At 56.3% G+C, this 17,638-nt stretch carries 19 protein-coding genes, 1 tRNA gene and 1 pseudogene; 11 read left to right on the top strand and 10 right to left on the bottom strand.

Annotation, left to right across the window (positions count from 1 at the left end):
* Positions 1–4: 4 nt before the first annotated feature.
* From BLL42_RS02595 to BLL42_RS02570, 6 genes are all read right to left on the bottom strand, one after another.
* Positions 5–418 (bottom strand): VOC family protein, encoded by a 414-nt coding sequence (locus tag BLL42_RS02595; RefSeq protein WP_071550660.1) that lies wholly within the window; start codon positions 416–418, stop codon positions 5–7.
* A 101-nt stretch (positions 419–519) separates the two neighbouring features.
* Complete coding sequence (locus BLL42_RS02590) at positions 520–1,983, bottom strand: GDL motif peptide-associated radical SAM/SPASM maturase (protein ID WP_071550659.1); 1,464 nt, start codon at positions 1,981–1,983, stop codon at positions 520–522.
* A 152-nt stretch (positions 1,984–2,135) separates the two neighbouring features.
* Positions 2,136–2,726: a DUF1842 domain-containing protein gene (locus BLL42_RS02585; RefSeq protein ID WP_071550658.1), complete on the bottom strand. Its 591-nt coding sequence runs from the start codon at positions 2,724–2,726 to the stop codon at positions 2,136–2,138.
* Between the two features lie 54 nt (positions 2,727–2,780).
* A complete protein-coding gene (locus BLL42_RS02580; protein WP_071550657.1) occupies positions 2,781–3,413 on the bottom strand; it encodes a DUF1842 domain-containing protein in 633 nt (210 codons plus the stop codon).
* A 38-nt stretch (positions 3,414–3,451) separates the two neighbouring features.
* Positions 3,452–3,640: a DUF1843 domain-containing protein gene (locus BLL42_RS02575; RefSeq protein ID WP_071550656.1), complete on the bottom strand. Its 189-nt coding sequence runs from the start codon at positions 3,638–3,640 to the stop codon at positions 3,452–3,454.
* 301 nt (positions 3,641–3,941) lie between these two features.
* On the bottom strand, positions 3,942–5,483 hold the full coding sequence (locus BLL42_RS02570) for an FAD-dependent oxidoreductase (protein ID WP_071550655.1): 1,542 nt from the start codon (positions 5,481–5,483) through the stop codon (positions 3,942–3,944).
* Positions 5,484–5,693: 210 nt separating this feature from the next.
* Between BLL42_RS02570 and BLL42_RS02565 the strand changes: the two genes are divergently transcribed.
* From BLL42_RS02565 to BLL42_RS02550, 4 genes are all read left to right on the top strand, one after another.
* Positions 5,694–6,218 (top strand): cupin domain-containing protein, encoded by a 525-nt coding sequence (locus BLL42_RS02565; protein WP_071555680.1) that lies wholly within the window; start codon positions 5,694–5,696, stop codon positions 6,216–6,218.
* Positions 6,219–6,420: 202 nt separating this feature from the next.
* The gene (locus tag BLL42_RS02560; RefSeq protein WP_071550654.1) at positions 6,421–7,710 is read left to right on the top strand and encodes an NAD(P)/FAD-dependent oxidoreductase; all 1,290 of its coding nucleotides are present in this window, start codon (positions 6,421–6,423) and stop codon (positions 7,708–7,710) included.
* Positions 7,711–7,735: 25 nt separating this feature from the next.
* Positions 7,736–8,293 (top strand): helix-turn-helix domain-containing protein, encoded by a 558-nt coding sequence (locus BLL42_RS02555; protein ID WP_071550653.1) that lies wholly within the window; start codon positions 7,736–7,738, stop codon positions 8,291–8,293.
* Between the two features lie 23 nt (positions 8,294–8,316).
* A complete protein-coding gene (locus BLL42_RS02550; RefSeq protein WP_071555679.1) occupies positions 8,317–9,663 on the top strand; it encodes a glutamine synthetase family protein in 1,347 nt (448 codons plus the stop codon).
* Positions 9,664–9,711: 48 nt separating this feature from the next.
* Here BLL42_RS02550 and BLL42_RS02545 read toward each other — a convergent pair whose 3' ends face one another.
* Together BLL42_RS02545 and BLL42_RS02540 are read right to left on the bottom strand one after the other, a co-directional pair.
* A complete protein-coding gene (locus BLL42_RS02545) occupies positions 9,712–10,386 on the bottom strand; it encodes a DUF3313 domain-containing protein (RefSeq protein WP_071550652.1) in 675 nt (224 codons plus the stop codon).
* A gap of 118 nt (positions 10,387–10,504) precedes the next feature.
* Positions 10,505–10,714 (bottom strand): hypothetical protein, encoded by a 210-nt coding sequence (locus BLL42_RS02540; RefSeq protein WP_071550651.1) that lies wholly within the window; start codon positions 10,712–10,714, stop codon positions 10,505–10,507.
* 120 nt (positions 10,715–10,834) lie between these two features.
* Here BLL42_RS02540 and BLL42_RS02535 point away from each other — a divergent pair.
* The 3 genes from BLL42_RS02535 (at position 10,835) to BLL42_RS02525 (ending at position 12,868) form a co-directional block, all read left to right on the top strand.
* Positions 10,835–10,908: transfer RNA gene (locus BLL42_RS02535), tRNA-Cys, on the top strand.
* Between the two features lie 259 nt (positions 10,909–11,167).
* Positions 11,168–11,692, top strand: coding sequence for a GIY-YIG nuclease family protein (locus tag BLL42_RS02530; protein WP_071550650.1), 525 nt, complete (start codon positions 11,168–11,170; stop codon positions 11,690–11,692).
* 294 nt (positions 11,693–11,986) lie between these two features.
* A complete protein-coding gene (locus tag BLL42_RS02525; RefSeq protein WP_071550649.1) occupies positions 11,987–12,868 on the top strand; it encodes an AbiTii domain-containing protein in 882 nt (293 codons plus the stop codon).
* Between the two features lie 103 nt (positions 12,869–12,971).
* Here BLL42_RS02525 and BLL42_RS02520 read toward each other — a convergent pair whose 3' ends face one another.
* Positions 12,972–13,994, bottom strand: coding sequence for a site-specific integrase (locus BLL42_RS02520; protein WP_071550648.1), 1,023 nt, complete (start codon positions 13,992–13,994; stop codon positions 12,972–12,974).
* A gap of 64 nt (positions 13,995–14,058) precedes the next feature.
* On the opposite strand from BLL42_RS02520, the gene BLL42_RS02515 reads away from it, so the two are divergent.
* Positions 14,059–14,601 carry a lysis protein gene (locus BLL42_RS02515; RefSeq protein ID WP_071550647.1) on the top strand — a complete coding sequence of 181 codons (543 nt, stop codon included), beginning with the start codon at positions 14,059–14,061 and terminating at the stop codon, positions 14,599–14,601.
* A gap of 60 nt (positions 14,602–14,661) precedes the next feature.
* On the opposite strand, the gene BLL42_RS02510 is transcribed toward BLL42_RS02515, so the two are convergent.
* Complete coding sequence (locus BLL42_RS02510; RefSeq protein WP_071550646.1) at positions 14,662–15,063, bottom strand: hypothetical protein; 402 nt, start codon at positions 15,061–15,063, stop codon at positions 14,662–14,664.
* 453 nt (positions 15,064–15,516) lie between these two features.
* On the opposite strand from BLL42_RS02510, the pseudogene BLL42_RS30380 reads away from it, so the two are divergent.
* The 3 genes and pseudogenes from BLL42_RS30380 to BLL42_RS02495 form a co-directional block, all read left to right on the top strand.
* Positions 15,517–15,603, top strand: a pseudogene (locus BLL42_RS30380) (lysis protein); the annotation flags it as partial.
* A 628-nt stretch (positions 15,604–16,231) separates the two neighbouring features.
* The gene (locus BLL42_RS02500; protein ID WP_071550644.1) at positions 16,232–16,963 is read left to right on the top strand and encodes a hypothetical protein; all 732 of its coding nucleotides are present in this window, start codon (positions 16,232–16,234) and stop codon (positions 16,961–16,963) included.
* The gene (locus BLL42_RS02495; RefSeq protein ID WP_071550643.1) at positions 16,960–17,601 is read left to right on the top strand and encodes a hypothetical protein; all 642 of its coding nucleotides are present in this window, start codon (positions 16,960–16,962) and stop codon (positions 17,599–17,601) included. The genes BLL42_RS02500 and BLL42_RS02495 overlap by 4 nt, the downstream gene beginning before the upstream one ends.
* The last annotated feature ends 37 nt before the right edge of the window (positions 17,602–17,638 follow it).

Below are 17,638 nucleotides of genomic sequence, written 5' to 3'. Positions count from 1 at the left end.
TCGCTTACTGGTCTGCTTCGCAATTGACCATCCATGGCACCCCGAAACGGTCAACCAACATGCCGAAGCGTGCGGCCCAGAACGTCGCCTCCAGTGGCATTTGAATGGTGCCCTGGTCTGCCAGCGCAGTAAAAATTCGCTCGGCTTCAGTGATGCTGGTGACATTCAGCGAGACGGAGCAACCGCTGATGCCGTGGTAGGGCCGCTCGGGCGTGGTGTCGGACCCCATGAGGACCTGGTCGCCGACCACCAGCCGGGTATGGATGATTAGGTCATGGTAACTCGCGGGCATGTGATCGCGAGCCGGCGACTCGCCGAAGGTCATCATGATTTCAAGGGTGCCTTGCAGGCATTGTGCGTAGAACGTGAAGGCTGCTTTGCAATCACCGTTGAAGATCAGGTAGGGATTGATTTTCATGCTCAGCTCCAGGGACGCAGGGGGAAAGGGCACGGCTAGTTCCAGCATGCCCTGCTAGGTCAAACCAGAGGGCAACTCGCCCCCTGGTACTCAGGCATCTGCTACACCAAGGTATTTTGCGGCAACCCCAGCAGGCCTGTCAGCGTATTGATGATGGTTTGTTGCCGGGCTCGGTTTACCTGGTGCTCGGCTTCTGCGGCGGCGACATCGGCGGCGCAGTGTGGGCAGGTCACTTCGTGCGCATGGATGTACTGCAAGCAGCCACGACACAGTGCCAGTTGCGGCGGAATACGTCCTTCGTCAGGCGATTTCTGGCCCTGGTTCGCCCAGGCCAGTTTGATCACCTGACCGCTGTCGCTGACGCTGTTGACCTTCTCGCCGGTATCGATGCGTTCGGTAATCAGGTCAAAACGTCCGACAGCGAAGGACGCCTTTGCCGCGTCCTCAAGTTTGACAATTCGCTCCCGTAGACCTTTTTTCTGAAGGTCCAGCGCGCGGTAATGACAGTAGGGGTTGTTGCCGGGTTTGCCGAGCAGGGAGTGCGAGGTCCAGGTGCAGCCGCCGCGGCAGACATCGTTGTAATAGCAGCTTCGGCAGTAGCCCCACAGGTCGTCGACGCCGCGCAGGCGGCCAAAGTGCATGCCTTCGCTGTAATGCCAGATATCGTGCAGGCTCATATTGCGGACGTTGCCGCCCGAAAACCCCACCGTTGCCAATGACGGGCAGCCTTTGACGGTGCCATCGGCCTCGAGTGCCAGCACGGTTTGCCCGGCGGCGCAGCCGCTCCAGTGCACGCGCTCGTCGCCGAAACCACGCCACATGTGCTCATAAGGGCCGTAGTAACCAATGTTGTTGCCCACGTTCATCAGCAGGCCGCGATCGACACCTTCGCGATAGAGACGCGCCAGTAACGGCATCACTTCAAGCAGTTGGTAGGGCTGCAACAGCAGCTCCGGGTGATCGACGGCATTGCCCATGGCGACCGTCAGCTGGATCTGCCAGTGAGTGGCGCCGAGTCCGATGATCAAGTCCATCAGTTCGGGCAAGTCGGGCAGGGTGGCGGCGCCGATTTGGGTGTTGACGCTGACCGCAAGCCCTGACTGTTTGGCGCGTCGCAGGGTGTCCACAGCCTTGTCGAACGAGCCCGGAACGTTGCGCACGGCGTCATGCAGCGGGGCCAGCCCATCCAGCGAAACACCGACGCCATTGAGCCCGGCATCCACCGCGGCCTGCATTTTCGCGGGCGTCAGGTTGCGCCCACCGGTTTGTATCGCGCAATACATGCCGTGATCGTGGATGGCCTGGATCAGCCGGGTCCAGTCCTTGCGCAGATAGGCTTCACCACCGATCAAGGTGATCTCGCGGGTGCCGAGTGCCGCAAGGGAATCGATGACGTCCAGGCATTCCCGGGTGTTCAGTTCGTCAGGACGTCGATGGCCAGCGCGTGAGCCGCAATGCAGGCATTTGAGATCGCAGGCCAGGGTGATTTCCCAGACCACATGGACCGGCACGTAGCGTTTGAGGTCGGTTTCACTGAGGTAGCGGGCAGGGCGATTGTCTGACATGGGAAATCCTTGCGCACAGACACATGCGCGGCACGAATCCATCGAAGTGTTCGCGCCTTCCTGGGTATCAATGGCGCGAGCGGATTTACCTTAGTGGTTGAAAGGTACCGGGCTCGGCCACCGGTGATTTGGCCAAGCCCGGGCATTGCCGGTTAGCGAGCTTCCAGACGGGCGATTTCTGCGTGCAATTGCTCCAGTGCGCTGCGCAAGGCGCCACTGCTGGCCAGTTGCTGTTCACCCTGGCTTACCACGGACTTCAGTTGTGCCAGGTCACCGCTGGCCTGCGCCTGTTGCACGGCGACCGCGTAGAGCGGCAAGTGAGGATGGTATGGATGTTCCGTCTGCTCCTGGCGCAGAGCCGGGGCCTGACTGACGGCGGCGTGTGTCACTGCAGTCCAGTGGTCTTGAGCGAAGTACTTGTAGGAGGCAAAACCGCTGGCCCAATCGGCGCCTAAAATACCCTGCAGGCCGAAGGTCTGGGCTATTTGGCTGGTAGGACCACTCGGGCTGCCTTCGAGGGTGAGGATGATGTGGTTTTCCGCCTCAGGGATCAGTTTGGCCTCGGAGTACTCACCCCATACCCGGGCTCGGAAGTTGAGGGGTGGGTAGGTGCTTTGAAAAATGCTCGCAACGCCGCTGACTTTCTTGTTGACGGTATCCACCAGCAGATCCAGGGTTAAAACCGGTGCGCCAAGTAGCGAGTTGGTAACGTTGAGGCGCGTGTGAAAAAGTCCAATTGACATGGTGCAACTCCCTTAATTTGTATTCAGGACAAGCCAGGCACGTTCAGTTGTCGCTCAGCGGCGTTCCAGCCGGCTGATTTCACCCTTGGCTGCCTCAAGCGCACCCTGCAGCTGGGGTTGCTGGTCCAGTTGTTGTTTGGCAAGGCTCGCCAGACTTTTCATCTGGGCCAGGTCACCGCTGGCAATGGCACCCTGAATCGGCGCGGCGTACAGCGGCATGATCGGCGGATACGGCAGGATTACCGGGCCCGGTTCCAACGGCAGTGGATGGGCGTAGGAGGGCACCGACTCGACCAGATGGGCGGGCGCATTGACCTTGACCCAGCGCTGACCATTGAAGTACTCGTAGTTGGCGACGCCTGCTTTCCAGTCGTTACCGACCACCAGATGCAACTTGAAATTCACGATGGAGTTCGAACCCGGGCCGCCATTGTTGCCTTGAACGGTGATCAGGATTTTGCTGACACCAGGCTTCATGACCGTCAGGTAGGTGTACTCACCCCAGACATCGGAATGCACATCCAGCGGTGGGTTGGTGGCCTGAGTGATGGCGGCAGTACCGCTGACCGTTTGCTCAGGTGTAAAAACCAGGAGATTGAGTGCCAGGTTTTGTGCGCCCGCTGCTGAAGTACCGATTTGATAGCAGAGTGGAAATAAACCGACAGGGTGTTGATTAGAACCAGACATAATTGCCTCCATTGCAATAGGTAGAGTGGAAAAAAGCGTTAGTGCTTTTCCAGGCGAGCGACTTCCTTTGCCAACTTTTCGTAAGCGGTACTTAGCTCTTTGGGTTCTGGCTTGGAGGTATCGCGTTGTTTTAATAAAGCCTTCATTTGCGGCAGCTTGCCTTCCGAGATCGCGCTTTGGATGGCGACCCCATAAGGGGGGGCCGGGTGACGAGTTGAGGTGCTCATAACGAACCCTTCCGTGGTTGTGCGAGTACTGCTGTCATCAGCAGTTTTTGCAGTTAAGCAGGCGTTGATAAATATGCAATGGGCAATGGGCTAGTACCGTTGTTAAATTTTATTTCCTTAATAGCGAGGTGTTAGAGAGTTGGCTGTTTGATATTAAGATTGGCGATGAGAGGGGCTTGTTCAATTCATTCCTCATAAGCGGGGCAAGTTTTTATCGCCATTGATAATGAATTTCTGCAGTTGTTTTCTTGCGCAGTCATTGGACGATGGTTCTAATAATTACCTCGCCTTTTGTAGATGTTCAGCCTTGTTGCGCGGCCATTCGTCGAATGATCTGCAAGGCTTCTTCGCGCAGCAACGGCTGTTTCATCCGCTCGGCCAGCAACGCCATTTGCCGCGAGTATTCGCAGGCGACCACCGCCTCGACCTGTTCCCCCTTGCACAGCAACGCGATGAAGGCGTATCGCTCGGGGTTGCCGTCGAAGACGATCCGGTCCCATTGGTCGGCGTGACCGAGCATCTCGAAGGTCTTGTCGAAGTGATACGTCCAGAAGAACGGCACATCCGCGTAGCGAGTTTCACTGCCCAACATGTTTTGCGCAGCGATCCGCGCCTGCTGCTGGGCCAGACGCCAGTGCTCGATGCGTGTGGGGACACCTTGCAACGTGAAGGACGCGATGTCGCCGGCGGCCCATAGGCCAGGCGCAGCGCGCATGCCTTCGTTTACCGGTAACCCGCCGTCGTCGTCCAGTTCAACGCCTTCAAGCAGATCGGTGACCGGGCTGACGCCGATGCCGATCAATACCAGGTCGGCGGGAAGTCGTTGACCATTTTCGAGCAGAACAGCCTCGACATTGTCCTGACCCTCGAACGCGCTCGGCTGGGTATTGGCGTGAAAGACCACGCCGTTATCTTCGTGCAGGGACAACATCGCCATGCCGATGCGCTCACCGAACAGTCTGCTGAACGGTATTGCATGGTGCGTGACCACACTGACGTCCAGGCCATGGCGGCGCAAGGCCGATGCCGATTCCAGGCCGATGAAGCCGGCACCGATGATGACTGCACGGGTACCGGGTTTTGCAATCTGGAGAATGCGCTCGACGTCCGCTCGTGAGCGCAACGCCAGGATGTTGTGCAGATGCGCACCGTTGACCGAAAGCGGTCTGGGCTCGCCACCACTGGCCAGGAGTGCGGCGTCGTAGTCGAAGGTGCGTCCATCAGCCAGGGAGACCCTTTTGGCGGCCACATCGAGACGGATGACCTCACCTTGAACACGCTCGATTTGCTGTTCGCTGTAAAAGCGTTCATCCAGTAGCGGTGGAGTTTCTTCTGCGGACATTTCCCCGGAAAGGACGTATTTGCTCAGGACCGTCCGGTCATAGCCAGGGGCCGTTTCGCGATCGATCAACACCAGGCGACCGGCAAAGCCTTGTTCACGCAAGGCGGCTGTTGCCGCTGTGCCCGCAGCACCTGCACCGACGATCACAAAGCAGCGTGAATCAGGGGCACGATTCGCTTCGAGGGGTGCAAGCGGCTGGTCGTCAACGTAGACATCGCCATCGACGACCTTGACCGGATAGCGGGTCAGTCCATTCAGGGCTGGCGGTTCGCACAATTGGCCGTCCTCGACCGTGAACATCGCCTTGTGCCACGGGCAAATCAGCTGTCCATTGCAGACGATGCCTTCGTCCAGTGGGGCCTGCGCATGCGGACATTCGCCCTGATAGGCGTAGACCCGTTCACCGGCCCGCAACAGCACGATCTTCAGTGAACCGATTGCTACGCGAGTACCACGGTCTTCCCGAAGGTCGGTAAAAAGGGCCACGTTATGCAAGGACATGACAACTCTCCGGGGCGGGATTTTCCGTTGGCGTCGGCAGCGGCAGGGAGATTAAGTGAAACTGCGGCCCCGTTTGGCAGGCTCGACTCTTACAGTAAAGCAGTGAAAGCGAGTGGCCATCGAAGCCCTTCGTCAAGGCTCCCAGGATCGCTTGCGATCCGTTACACGCTATGCAAACGTCATGATTCAACCTGACTGATGGCCTTTCACATGACTGATAGCAGCTCCGGCAAACAGACTCCCAGCGCTCAAGACATCGTGGCCGCACTCGATCTGGAACCTCATGTGGAAGGTGGTTTTTACCGCAGAACCTTTCAGTCTGATCAGCAGGCCATGGTCGAGACCGCAGGTGGTCGGCGTTATGCGATGACCTCGATCTATTACCTGCTGACGGGCACGTCTCCCGTCGGCCACTTTCATTTGAACAAGTCCGACATCGTTCACTACTACCATGTGGGCGATGCGATTCAGTACTTCCTCATCTACCCGGATGGCACATTGAAAACCGTGCTGATGGGCAATGACGTCAGCGCCGGGCAGTGCCTGCAACTGCACGTGCCGGGCGGTGTCTGGAAGGCATCGCAACTGATGGATGGACCGGCAGCGTACGGCCTGATCAGTGAAGCCGTTTCGCCAGGGTTCGATTTTGCGGATATGCAATTGGGTAGTCGGCGCAGACTCAGTGAGCTGTTTCCTGAACATTCGACATTGATTGAAACGCTGACGCGGGGATAACGCCTGTCTGCCCCAAAAGATCGCAGCCTGCGGCAGCTCCTACGCCAACCAGTCGAAACCGTACGCAAATCCGCAGGCTGCGATCTTTTAGGGTTGCCAACGCACTCATCCGGTCTGCGAGGGATGGCAGGGTGTTGCATTGGTGAAATTTATTCTGTAGTTTTTCATGAAATTATAAAAACATAATTTCATGGATGCCCGAATGTTTCAGCAGTCCTCGCAGCATGTCGCCAGCTATTACGCCCACAGTTGCGCTGATCGCCTGTTGGGTCGAGCCGCACTGGAAGGTGAACACACTGCCGAGGTGCTGATCATCGGCGCTGGCTTCAGTGGTCTGCATACGGCCTTGCGCCTGGCCTTGGCTGGTAAGCGCGTGACATTACTGGAAGCCAGTCGTGTTGCCTGGGCTGCCTCGGGGCGCAATGGTGGGCAGGCGATTCTCGGCTGGTCGTGTGACATGCCGCCCTTGGAGGCTGCGCTGGGTTATGAGCGCGCGCGGCGCTTGTGGGACGGCATGCGCTGGGCGGCGCAGGAGCTGCGCGAGTTGCCCGTGCGCCATGGTTTCGACTGCGATTATCGGCCCGGCCACTTGTGGACGTCGGTCATGCCGCGTCGGATCAGTCTCCTGACAGAGTGGCAACGCGAGGCCAGCCACAAGTGGGGCCACGATGGCCTGCAATTCATAGCGCGTGAGCAGTTACCGCAGTGGGTCGCCAGTGAGCGTTATCAGGCAGGGCTCTATGACCCCGAAGGCGGGCATCTGAACCCTCTGAAACTGGCGCTCGGCCTGGCCGCCGCCATCGAGCGAGCTGGCGGCTGCATCTACGAGCAGAGCAAAGCGCTGAGCTATCGCGAAGAAGGCGATCAGTATGTGGTCACCACTGAGCGCGGGTGCATTCGGGCAAATGTCCTGGTGCTGGCCTGCAACGCCTATCTCGATCAACTCGATCCGGAACTTGCCAGCTGCGTGTTGCCGGTGGGCACTTATCAGGTGGCCACCGCGCCGCTGACCGCAGAGCAAGCCACCGAGCTGCTGCCGAGTAATGTCTGCGTCACCGATAACCAATTCGTCCTCGATTATTTCCGTCGCACACCGGATAACCGCTTGTTGTTCGGTGGCGGTTGCACCTATCTGGGTGGGATGCCCAAAGACATCGCGGCCGCGACACGGCCCTATCTGGAACGGGTTTTCCCGCAGCTCAAAGGTGTCGAGTTGGAGTTTTCCTGGGGCGGGCATATCGACCTTACCCTCAAACGCACCCCTGACATTGGTCGGCGCGGCGACCTCTACTGGCTACAGGGCTATTCCGGGCATGGTGTGCTCCCCACGCTGGCCGGGGCTCGCGCCGTGTCCGATGCGATTCTCGGTCAGCCGGATGAGCTGACCTTGTACCAGGGGTTGAGTAATGGCAGCTTTCCCGGCGGTAAATACCTGGCAGCGCCCTTGGAGGCCATCGGCAAGGCCTGGTACCGACTGCGCGACAGCATTTGATGAGGCATTTTTCGGAATTCCTGGCATGAACAAGCAAGAAGAAATCGCCGCGTTAGCGATCCTTATCCACGATCTGCGCAAGCACAAGAAATGCACCCTCAAGGAGCTGGCCGACAAAATCGACCGCTCGGTCGGCTTCCTTTCGCAAGTCGAACGGGGCTTGTCACGGCCTACCGTGGCGGACCTGACCGCGATCAGTGAGACCCTCGGGGTGCCAACCACCTATTTTTACAGCTTGCCGAAACCCAAGGTGTTGCCTTGGGTGACCCGGCCGGATGAGCGCCGCACGCTGTACTACGCCAACGGGATTACCGACATTCTGGTCTCGCCGAAAATCAGGGCTTCCTTCTCGATGCTTGAAAGCCAACTGGAGGCCGGTGCCAGCAGTGGCGAGCGGCACTTGAGCGACAGCTCGGAGCAGGGCGGCTACGTCCTGGAAGGCGCGTTGACGCTGTGGTTGGGTGATGACGATGAGCCGGTCACCTTACAGGCCGGCGACAGTTTTCAGCTCGACAGTCACACGCGTTGTCGCTATGGCAACCTCACTGACCAGCTCACGCGAGTGCTTTGGGTTTACACCTGATAACAACAAAAGGAACAACGATGATGGATGCTGCCTGCTCTGATCTGCTGGCTGAAGTTCGTGCTTTTCGCCAACGCTACCCCGAGGTGCGGTATGTCGACCTGATTTCCCTGGATATTCCAGGGCATTTTTACGGCAAACGCTATCCGGTAGAGATGCTTGAGAAGGTGGCTGCCGGCAGTGCACTCAAGTTGCCGCAGAACTGCGTATTACTGGGCGTGCAGGGTGGGCTGTTCAAAATCGGCGACTACTGTTTTAACGACGGCGACCCGGACGCTCTGCGGCGCCTGGTGCCAGGCACGCTCAAGCCGGTGAGCTGGGAATCAAAGCCGCTGGGTCAGATGCTGATAACCTCGGATGGGACTGAAAAGCCGATCGTCTTCGAACCACGCGAGGTCCTCGCGCAAGTGCTGGAGCGGTTGCGTGGTAAAGGTATTCATCCGGTGGTGGCGTTCGAGCTGGAGTTCTATCTGTTCGATAAACAGCTGCGCGATGGGCAGCCGCAGTACCCCCGCGATCTGCTGTCGGACGATGCCGATGATCAACCGAACATGCACATCGAGCGGCTGTCGCGTTTTTCGCCGGTGCTCGACGAAATGGTCGAAGTGGCGAGGGCGCAAGGCATCGATACCACGGTGATCACGGCCGAGCTTGGGCCAGGTCAGTTCGAGATCAATTTCGGTCACCTTGATGACAGCCTGCGTGCCGCCGACTGGGCGGCGCTGTTTTGCCGTAGCACCCGTGGCGTCGCGCTCAAGCACGGTTACCGCGCCAGCTTCATGGCCAAGCCTTACTTGCAGCATCCGGGTAGCGGCATGCATGTGCATGTCAGCCTCTATGACGCTGAGGGTAAAAACCTGCTGGCGGCCAACCAGCAGCAAGCACTGCGGCATGCGGTAGCCGGCTGCCTGGAACTGTTACCGCATTGCATGCCGATCTTCGCGCCGAACCAGAACGCCTTCCGTCGTTTGGGCGGTACGGTGAACGCGGCGACACGTGCCAGCTGGGGATTTGAGGATCGCGATGCGTGTGTGCGGATTCCCGATTCGGATTCGAAAAATCTGCGCATCGAGCATCGCCTGGCAGGCGCGGATGCCAACCCGTATCTGGTTCTGGCGGCGATTCTGGTGGGGTTGGAGCAGGGGCTGGAAGCCGGTCGGGAGCCAATCACATCGCTCAATGAAGACCGCAACAGCGGGATCGATTTCCCGCTGGAAATGCTCGAAGCCGTGCGCGCCATGCAGCATCAGCCACAACTGCGCGCGGGCTTGGGGGCGGAGTTTGTTGATGTGTACTGCGAGAACAAGCGCCAGGACCACCTGGCCTTCTTGCAGGAGATCAGTGCGCGCGAGTACCGCTGGTATCTGTAATGACCGCCGACTCAGCCTTGTGGGCTGAATCGGCCCTGTACCCTGTTGTTATCGCAGAAATGCCTGCAAGTCGCTGTTCAGTTTCTGGATCGCTGCTTTGAAGTCGTTGGCGGTAACCTGCTGGCTTGCATTCTTCAACTGTTTACCAAAGACCTTGCGTACGACTTTGGCCACGGTTTGGCCATTGCTCGCGTCAACCATCTCGGCTTCGAGGTACAGCTCGGTGTCTTGGTCGCGGTGGCCGCTGGCCGCCTGAGTCGCGCCGACCACGGCAGCGACCGGAACCACCTCATACCATTTCATGCCTTCGTTGGACGCGCTGACCCCGGTAATCGCGGCCCTTATGACCAGGACTCGCGAACCGGCAGGGGCCGACTGAACATTGGGCACCACGCGGTACTTCTGGCTCAGTACGCTTTTGGCGTTATCCGTCATGTAGGTTTGCAACTGGTCCAGGGTCTGACGGTTGACCCGTTCATTGGGCTTGGGCGCCGGGTACAGTTCCAGTTGCTTGAAGGCTACGGTGTCATAGGCTTTCGGGTTCCAGGACGGGGTGACCCAACGCATGGCTGTCTCGCCGCTGGGGGTGGTCACTTCTTGCAGGTTGTTGTAGTTGGAAAGAAACCCTGAGTACTGTTCTTTTTCGGTAATTTTTGAAGTGCAACCGCTGAGCAGCAGGCTGGTCAAGGCAACACCGACAAGCAACTTTCTGGACAGGTTCATATTTTTACTCCATGGGTTGAGACATTTTATTCAGGTCGCCTTGTAAATAGCTCAGGCCGCCAGGCACCTGGTGATGGTCTGGTTCACGCTGAGTTTCTCATTCACGTTCGTGACAGTCTCAAGTCAGGCCCAATCGCAGTCCGCCCGAAACCTGGACCTCTTGCGAATCAGCGTAGGTATGAATGGCGAAATATCCAGTAGTCATGCTCATGGACACATTGCCCTGGAACGCCATCGGTGGGTTGCAGAGCGCATTCGATAGCGTGCATAGAATTTTTTTCTCCCCGTCCTTGACATGCCCGGCGAACACGTCCAGAATTGCGTCCATTCCTGATTCAGGAACGAGAAAAACCCTTTAGATATCAAAGGGTTGGAAATAGATAACAATCCAGTTTCCCTCTCCAGTTTGTATGCGTTTGATGTTGTTTTTAAGGCATCGGACGTTTGAGGCCGAGTAGCAAAATGGTTATGCAGTGGATTGCAAATCCACCTACGCCGGTTCGATTCCGACCTCGGCCTCCACTCTTAAAAACCCCGTAGCTCAACGAGTTACGGGGTTTTTTATTGCCTTCAGGAAAATGAGGTGTTCCGCAATTTTCGGGCATTGTTCCGCAACTGCGAACGATGGGAGCACCTGTGAACGGAGTGATGGCAGGCTGCAATCGGCCGTCATTCGTCGTTTCAGCTCAAGTACTCCAGGACACCTCCACCGCATCGGTTGTCTAGAATCAGCTCTTCGCGCTACCTTTGACGCCCACCACATATCGCCAGTCATTACCCAATGCCATTACACGAATGTCCGCACACATTTGAAGAGCTTGCTGCAACTGTCTTGCCGGCGCATATGAGCCGAATGCGGGTCTCTTTGGCTGATCCGAGGGAGATGGAGGTATTTGCAGAGCCAGGTGTAGGTGTTAAAACACTGCTCAAGAATTTCGGGCTACCTCAGGACTTCTCAGGCTGCTACGTTCTACTAGACAAAGACTCTCCCATTTATGTTGGCATTTCTAGAGGCGTGATTGGTCGCCTTCGGCAGCACGTCTTCGGCAAGACGCATTTCGATGCAAGCTTGGCATTTCGCATCGCTATGGCGAAGCATCCTGATCGGACTATAGCTAAACTAACGCGCTCCGAGGCAATGGAAGACCCTTTGTTTGGCACTTCATTCATGGAGGCGCAAGTCTATTTACGCTCCTTACAAGTTGCGGCTATAGCCATCGAGAATGCTCTTGAACTGTATGTTTTTGAGCCATACTGCGCGGTAGATCTAGACACCCATCAGTGGAATTCTTTTGAGACCCATTAAGTCGATTACACAAGATAATGGTGGCCGCTGAGCGGCTGAGTCAGCGAATGGCAGCTCTGGGGTGTGGATTCAACCGCAACGAATTGCTGGAATCGAGGATCGACGGAGCAACCATACCAATGACAGCACGAATTACTGGCCCAAGATCTTTCCTGTCAGTCTCGTGCCGAAATTAGAATGATGCCTTGCGGCTATTCACACTGATATGCTCGGCTTCAGGCGGTGATCAATCGATAGCAAGGGCCGCCCTTGCACGCAGAGGGAAATGCCGCAGTATGTCTCGGCCTATCGTATATGCAGCTTCAAGAACTGGCGTCGAGTAGCGACCACGACATCAGCGAGTTGCTGCGTAAGTCGCTAATGGTGGCGACCAAGCTTGGCTTGTCTGAGTTTCGCGACTGGATTATGGCCGAGCTCAACGGCTATTCGGGTAAATCGCGAGAGATGCTTCCTGACTATCGTGTCATCCACGGTCAGTTACAGGTGCAAAATCCTTACCATGGACTGCAGCCTTTCCTAGTGCCACAGCAGTTGCACGATAGGGTCACGGAAATCAACATCACCGAGTCAGTGGCGTCAATTCATCAACTTATAACTGGTCCAGAACAAGGGCATATTGTGTCCTTCTTCACTCCAGACCAAGAGCGGATGTTGATGTCGTTACAACAGAGCATTGTGCCCCTTCGCCCAGTACGCGTCGTAGGTGCCAATAAACTGTTAGCCATTCTCAACACCGTCCGAACCCGTATCTTGGAGTGGGCACTATCTCTAGAGAGTGAAGGGATTTTGGGTGATGGGCTCTCCTTCTCCGCCAGCGAAAAGAAAACGGCCATGCAAAGTCAGAACATCCGCATTGAAAATTTCCAAGGCATCCTGGGCAATGTGCAAGACAGCTCGGTCACCCAGACCAACACCCAAACAATCACGCCGTCTGATTTCTCATCATTGGCCCGCTATCTGACTACTAAAGGCCTCAATGAAGACCAAATTCGTGAGCTTGAAATCGCTGTGCAGGAAGATCCAGAACCTCGTTCCGACAAAGGTTTTGGCCCGCGTGTCAGCGCCTGGATGGGCAAAATGGTAACCTTGGCAGCCTCGGGTGGCTGGGAAGTCGGTGTGGCGACAGCAGGAACACTGCTGGCGACCGCGCTAGGTAAGTTCTACGGCTTGGGGTGAAGTTTTTCGGGCGGATGATCGAATTGCTTGATTGGTGAAAGTCCACTTCGGGTTGATTCGTGCCTTTCAGGGATAGCCGGTGGCGACCCTTTGCGACCCGTAGTTATTTTGTGGGTCGCACGATTTCGCCCACGCGACGATAAACTTTTTTCGTCATTTCCTGCGTCGAGTGCCCGAGCAGTCGACTGGCATGACCAATGTCGTCGATCTCACTCGCTGCCTTTGGCCGAATATCGCGAAACTGGAACTGGCGGATTGCGGCGGCAAGCGTTACATCACCTTCCGCTGCGGCCTTCGTGGCTGCTTTTTCTCGGGCTTCATCCCATCGATTCCTCAGCATGGCGTAACTCATTCGCAGGCCCGCCTGGTTGGTGATTAGACTTGAACTTCTGATGCCGGCCATGGCTTTTCGCTCGAGCAGGGCATCGAGGAAGATGCTGAGGTTTGATGCATCTGTCCCGTCGTGTAGGCGGATGCGCAGGCGTTTCTCGGTCTTGCCCTGGCCCACCATCAGGAATCCGTTGTTGAGGTCGGCAGTCGACGCTTTGAGCACATCGGCGGGGCGCTGGCCGGTCAGGTAGGCCAGGTCCATGGCGTCTTTCAGCTCGTGCGGTGCCTCTGCGTACACGGCATCCAAAACGATTTGGCCAGCGTAGAAATCGCGGGGTGTCTCTTTGTTCCTGCGCAGGCGAGCGCAGGGGTTGGTCTTTTCGGTGAGGCCCCATTCGCGGGCAAAGGTGAATATGGTGGAGAGGAGGGCGATTTCGCGGTTGGCGTGCACCTTTGCTGTCCGTGCGTCGCGATACTGGGCGATCACTTGTGGGGTGACTGCGTCGACGGGGGCTGATCCGAACGCGTTGCGTAGTTGTTTGAGGCCTTTCAAGTAGTCCTTTTGGGTGCCGGACTTCAGTCCTGGGATGACCTTTTCTTCGTAGTCGTCGAATAGCCTGCCCATCAGGTGGGCAGGCTTGGGTGTGGCTTTGCGATCCAGGCGCGCCCATTCGACCTTGGCCTCATCGAGGTCGCCGCCGAGCGGGATCTCCACTCGGTTACCGTCGGCGTCCCGGCCGTTGTAGTAGCCCACCCAGGTGCTGCCGTTCTTTCTCTTGCGGGTGCGGCGGATCATCCGTGGCGGCTGGTCCCGGCTTGCCGGATCGGCTGGAGTTGTGGGGGCGGGCGAGGGCAGTGCTATGCGTGTCGTCGACTTGATTTCTGCGCCTTATCGGTTGTTAGCCATTGGCGTGCTGCTGGCCGCATTGGTTGGTGGTTCTGCTGCGTCGGCCTGGAGGGTTCAGGACTGGCGTTACGGCCGGCAGCTTGAGCAACAAGCCCGCCTGCAGGCCGACACTCTCAACCAACTGGCCCAGGCGTCGGCCACGCAACAGCGTATTGAGCAGGACAAGCGCCTGGCACTCGAACAGCGGCTTTCAGCCAGTGAACAAACCCATTATCGAGTCTTGAGCGATGTCCAGCGTGATCAGGGTCGCTCGCGCGATCGCCTTGCCACTGCTGATTTGCGCCTGTCAGTCCTACTCGACGCCACCGATTCAACCAGCGGCACCGCAGTGTCAGCCGCCACCACAACCAGCGGCGTGGTTCATGGAGCCGCAAGAGCCCAACTTGACCCAGCGCATGCTCAACGAATTATCGGCATCACCGATGCCGGCGACCAAGGATTGATCGCCCTGGCTGCCTGTCAGGCCTATGCCATGGAAGTCTCAAAAAACAAGTAAAGCGGCACTTTGATAAGATGGAAGTCTATCCGAGGGTCGTATTATAATTTAGGGGGATTGTTATTTTTTCTGGTACAGCCTGTATTGGAATCCAGCAAAAATAATGGCTGCTGAGATATACAGGAGTTGTATGTTTAAGTTGGTGGCTCCGCTCCAGAACTTGATGATCCAGCCGAAAGTTGTTAATGATATTGCTGTTGCTACTATAGCAACAGTTTTCTTGACCAAACCTCTGCCGGATTGTGAAGGGCGGTGGGTGTAATAAGGTAGCTGCAAGGCGTATAGGAATACCTGGGCCAGCAATGTGATGGCTATTGCTGATAGCGGTATAATCAAAGAATCAGCTTCGCTGCTGTATTTGCCTGATGAATAGTTACTTAATAATGCACCTGTGCATGCGATTGTGATGGCAAGCAAAATCAGTGGGTATGAGATTGCGATTATTTTATCTGTTCTGTTCATGTATGTTCCAAGGGGCTTGGTGTTGTAGTTATCAATCTAACGAAACATTACCAACGCCGACCAGCGTTGATTTGGTGAGTTTCGTAAATGTCTATCTCAAATGCCGTTCCGTCAAAGGCTGCCCCCAAGGTTGTTGCGGTCTCTGCAATAATGCCGCGATTACTGGCATTGAAATCAAACTTTCCTTATTAAGAAATAGAATGAATGAAATTGTTGGTGCATTTTCATAGGCTCAATAGATAATCGACTATCGAGATTGCGTATCATTCTTGATAGTGGGGGTCTACGCAAGATCGCGATCGCGGAGAGATGTTGCAAACTGTTTCAGTCTGCGGGAGTTGTTGGGCCGAATTAAGGGAGCATTCCAACTGAGGGCCGAGGTTTCCTGTAACCCTCGACGGAAGGCTTGATTCGCGTAAGAGTTCAAGTTGGTTGTCGTATGGCCAACAAAATATCGACGCCACCGATATTGGCGACACGGGACTGATCGCCCTCGGAGCCTGTCAGGCCTATGCCAAAGAAGTCTCAACACCGGAGTAAAAAAAGAGCGGCCGGGGTGGATGCGTCAACATCCAACCCGGCCCCCGTCCCTGCAGATTGTCCCTGCAAGTCCAGCCAAGGCTCTTACTCCGTGCACGAAGCGCGGCGAGACTAGCACCTGTTGTTGCGAACTGCCTACGTAAGTTCTGAGCCAAACACAAACAGCACCAACGAAATGAAGATGAAGTCGTTCTTCTGCAGAATGTTTGTCTACAGGCCCAACTATCACGTCGGTGATGCGTCTGGTCCGTTCATGGCTGGAGCCTCGGTTCTGTGGCGACTAAATGATTTATTGGGCCGGACCGTTCTTATCCCCGATTGCAATTCTGAGAATCTAGGCTAACGTTGGATTCGTCTACACCCATTATCCAGTACGAGCATGGAGCCAAAGCACTATGGATACAGTTAAGTCTACGCAGGAAGGCGTGGCAGCTGTGGCTAACCACGCCATCTACGCGGCACACCAAGGAGCGCTCGCCGTCGGAGGCGCAATAATTGGTAACGTCATGGAGAGAGGTTTCGGTTCGTTGGTGGCTGACAGGCGACGGTGTGAGGTGAACGTTATCCCGGATTGAGAACAGACAATGGCGAGTTATGCCATGTAGGTAAAATATCCTGGAGCGTTCTGATGCCCAATTCGATAGATGATTGCGTCTTCCCCTTGCCGAACGATGCGGGTGCGATATACGAGATATCGTTAGATCAATGGAATGCCTTCAATAGCCAAGCCGCCGTGGTCGTCGAGGCCCGGCAAATCGCCCAGCAAATCATCAAATTCATTCCGAACTATCCAACATTACTGCCAGTCTGTGTCAAATGGCGGCCCAAGACATACCCGGCGTTGATCTCAAATGCAGTGCTGGTTGGAGTCTTCGCCGCTACTGTGCCGCCCGTGCTGTTGAAAATCCAAAGTGATGTCGCCGCACTGCCAGACACTGCCCCGGTGCCTGCTGGACAGTTGTTTATGTGGCGGGTGCAGTTTGAGGCATTCGCCGACCATGCCAATGTTGTGAACGACAATGTCGTCGCTCTGGCGCCAGACGTCGCCAGCTTTGTCTCGGAGAACCGGCAGGCGGATATCTCGCTCGGACAAATCGCCAGTTCGCTGCCGCCTGAGTGGCAGTCGATCGCGGGCCCTCTCGACACTTTATCCAGTGGTTTGACCAACCTCCAAGGGGGCTGGTCAAGCATCTTGTCCCAGCTTAAAGCGCTATCGAACGGGAGCGCACATTTAGCCACCGCCGGCCAGGTCCGCGCTGCAGTCGCAATGGCGATCCCTGCTTGGAACTCGCTTAACAGCAGTGCAATCGCCTTCGATCAGCATGCCAGCAACTCCCGCCTAATAGGAACGAACAGATGATTGCTAACCAGATCACCCTCAGCGGCTCTTTGAAGGCAGCAAATCCCGGCGCTGTACTTTCAGGCCAACTTGTCCCTCTCAACAATATCGGAAACTTGCGCGTGAAATACAACTGGCTGTATTCGGCGCTGAATTGCGACCCGAGCGACGAGACCCCATTTTACTGGGTCATCAGCAAGATTGATGGTGACAAGAATGTCAGTCTGTCCCCGCAGCAGCCTTTTTCAGGCATGACACTCTATGCGAGTGTCCGTCCGGATTACAGTAATGCAGTCCAGGTTCAAGCCCCCTTTTCGGCAGATTGGATCACTGCTATCGGTGGTGATGAAACAATGACCTTGACCGAAGAAGGCTTGCTGACCATCGCCTTGCGGGGGACGAACCAGAGCTATTTGTGCGCAGACAGTTCACCAACCTCGCATGGCGATCATAGCGGGTATCTTTTCCATAGCAGCGCCGGCTCGATCAGTTCTTCATCTAGCTTCTTCGTCGTCGTCAACAAGGTCTTTCAAGATGTCGGCATCCCACTCGCGAGCGAGCTTGATCCTTCTGAACTTGCGGCGGCTATGCAAGCTCAGGGCGCTGACGATCCCTGTGCGTTAACACAACGCATTCTTTCTCTGGCAAAAAACACCTAGCCTGAACTTTCACCCTTGGCATAAATCAGTTTTTCAA

Source organism: Pseudomonas frederiksbergensis (genome assembly GCF_001874645.1).
Classification (GTDB): domain Bacteria; phylum Pseudomonadota; class Gammaproteobacteria; order Pseudomonadales; family Pseudomonadaceae; genus Aquipseudomonas; species Aquipseudomonas frederiksbergensis_B.
The sequence above is the reverse complement of the archived record's forward strand: the minus strand, read 5'-3'. Positions and strand labels throughout refer to the sequence as shown.

Bases quoted from the DNA above. Each gene is read 5' to 3' on its own strand.
- BLL42_RS02595 (WP_071550660.1), bottom strand. From the start codon at position 418: ATGAAAATCAATCCCTACCTGATCTTCAACGGTGATTGCAAAGCAGCC.
- BLL42_RS02590 (WP_071550659.1), bottom strand. From the start codon at position 1,983: ATGTCAGACAATCGCCCTGCCCGCTACCTCAGTGAAACCGACCTCAAA.
- BLL42_RS02585 (WP_071550658.1), bottom strand. From the start codon at position 2,726: ATGTCAATTGGACTTTTTCACACGCGCCTCAACGTTACCAACTCGCTA.
- BLL42_RS02580 (WP_071550657.1), bottom strand. From the start codon at position 3,413: ATGTCTGGTTCTAATCAACACCCTGTCGGTTTATTTCCACTCTGCTAT.
- BLL42_RS02575 (WP_071550656.1), bottom strand. From the start codon at position 3,640: ATGAGCACCTCAACTCGTCACCCGGCCCCCCCTTATGGGGTCGCCATC.
- BLL42_RS02570 (WP_071550655.1), bottom strand. From the start codon at position 5,483: ATGTCCTTGCATAACGTGGCCCTTTTTACCGACCTTCGGGAAGACCGT.
- BLL42_RS02565 (WP_071555680.1), top strand. From the start codon at position 5,694: ATGACTGATAGCAGCTCCGGCAAACAGACTCCCAGCGCTCAAGACATC.
- BLL42_RS02560 (WP_071550654.1), top strand. From the start codon at position 6,421: ATGTTTCAGCAGTCCTCGCAGCATGTCGCCAGCTATTACGCCCACAGT.
- BLL42_RS02555 (WP_071550653.1), top strand. From the start codon at position 7,736: ATGAACAAGCAAGAAGAAATCGCCGCGTTAGCGATCCTTATCCACGAT.
- BLL42_RS02550 (WP_071555679.1), top strand. From the start codon at position 8,317: ATGGATGCTGCCTGCTCTGATCTGCTGGCTGAAGTTCGTGCTTTTCGC.
- BLL42_RS02545 (WP_071550652.1), bottom strand. From the start codon at position 10,386: ATGAACCTGTCCAGAAAGTTGCTTGTCGGTGTTGCCTTGACCAGCCTG.
- BLL42_RS02540 (WP_071550651.1), bottom strand. From the start codon at position 10,714: ATGGACGCAATTCTGGACGTGTTCGCCGGGCATGTCAAGGACGGGGAG.
- BLL42_RS02530 (WP_071550650.1), top strand. From the start codon at position 11,168: ATGCCATTACACGAATGTCCGCACACATTTGAAGAGCTTGCTGCAACT.
- BLL42_RS02525 (WP_071550649.1), top strand. From the start codon at position 11,987: ATGCAGCTTCAAGAACTGGCGTCGAGTAGCGACCACGACATCAGCGAG.
- BLL42_RS02520 (WP_071550648.1), bottom strand. From the start codon at position 13,994: ATGATCCGCCGCACCCGCAAGAGAAAGAACGGCAGCACCTGGGTGGGC.
- BLL42_RS02515 (WP_071550647.1), top strand. From the start codon at position 14,059: ATGCGTGTCGTCGACTTGATTTCTGCGCCTTATCGGTTGTTAGCCATT.
- BLL42_RS02510 (WP_071550646.1), bottom strand. From the start codon at position 15,063: ATGAACAGAACAGATAAAATAATCGCAATCTCATACCCACTGATTTTG.
- BLL42_RS02500 (WP_071550644.1), top strand. From the start codon at position 16,232: ATGCCCAATTCGATAGATGATTGCGTCTTCCCCTTGCCGAACGATGCG.
- BLL42_RS02495 (WP_071550643.1), top strand. From the start codon at position 16,960: ATGATTGCTAACCAGATCACCCTCAGCGGCTCTTTGAAGGCAGCAAAT.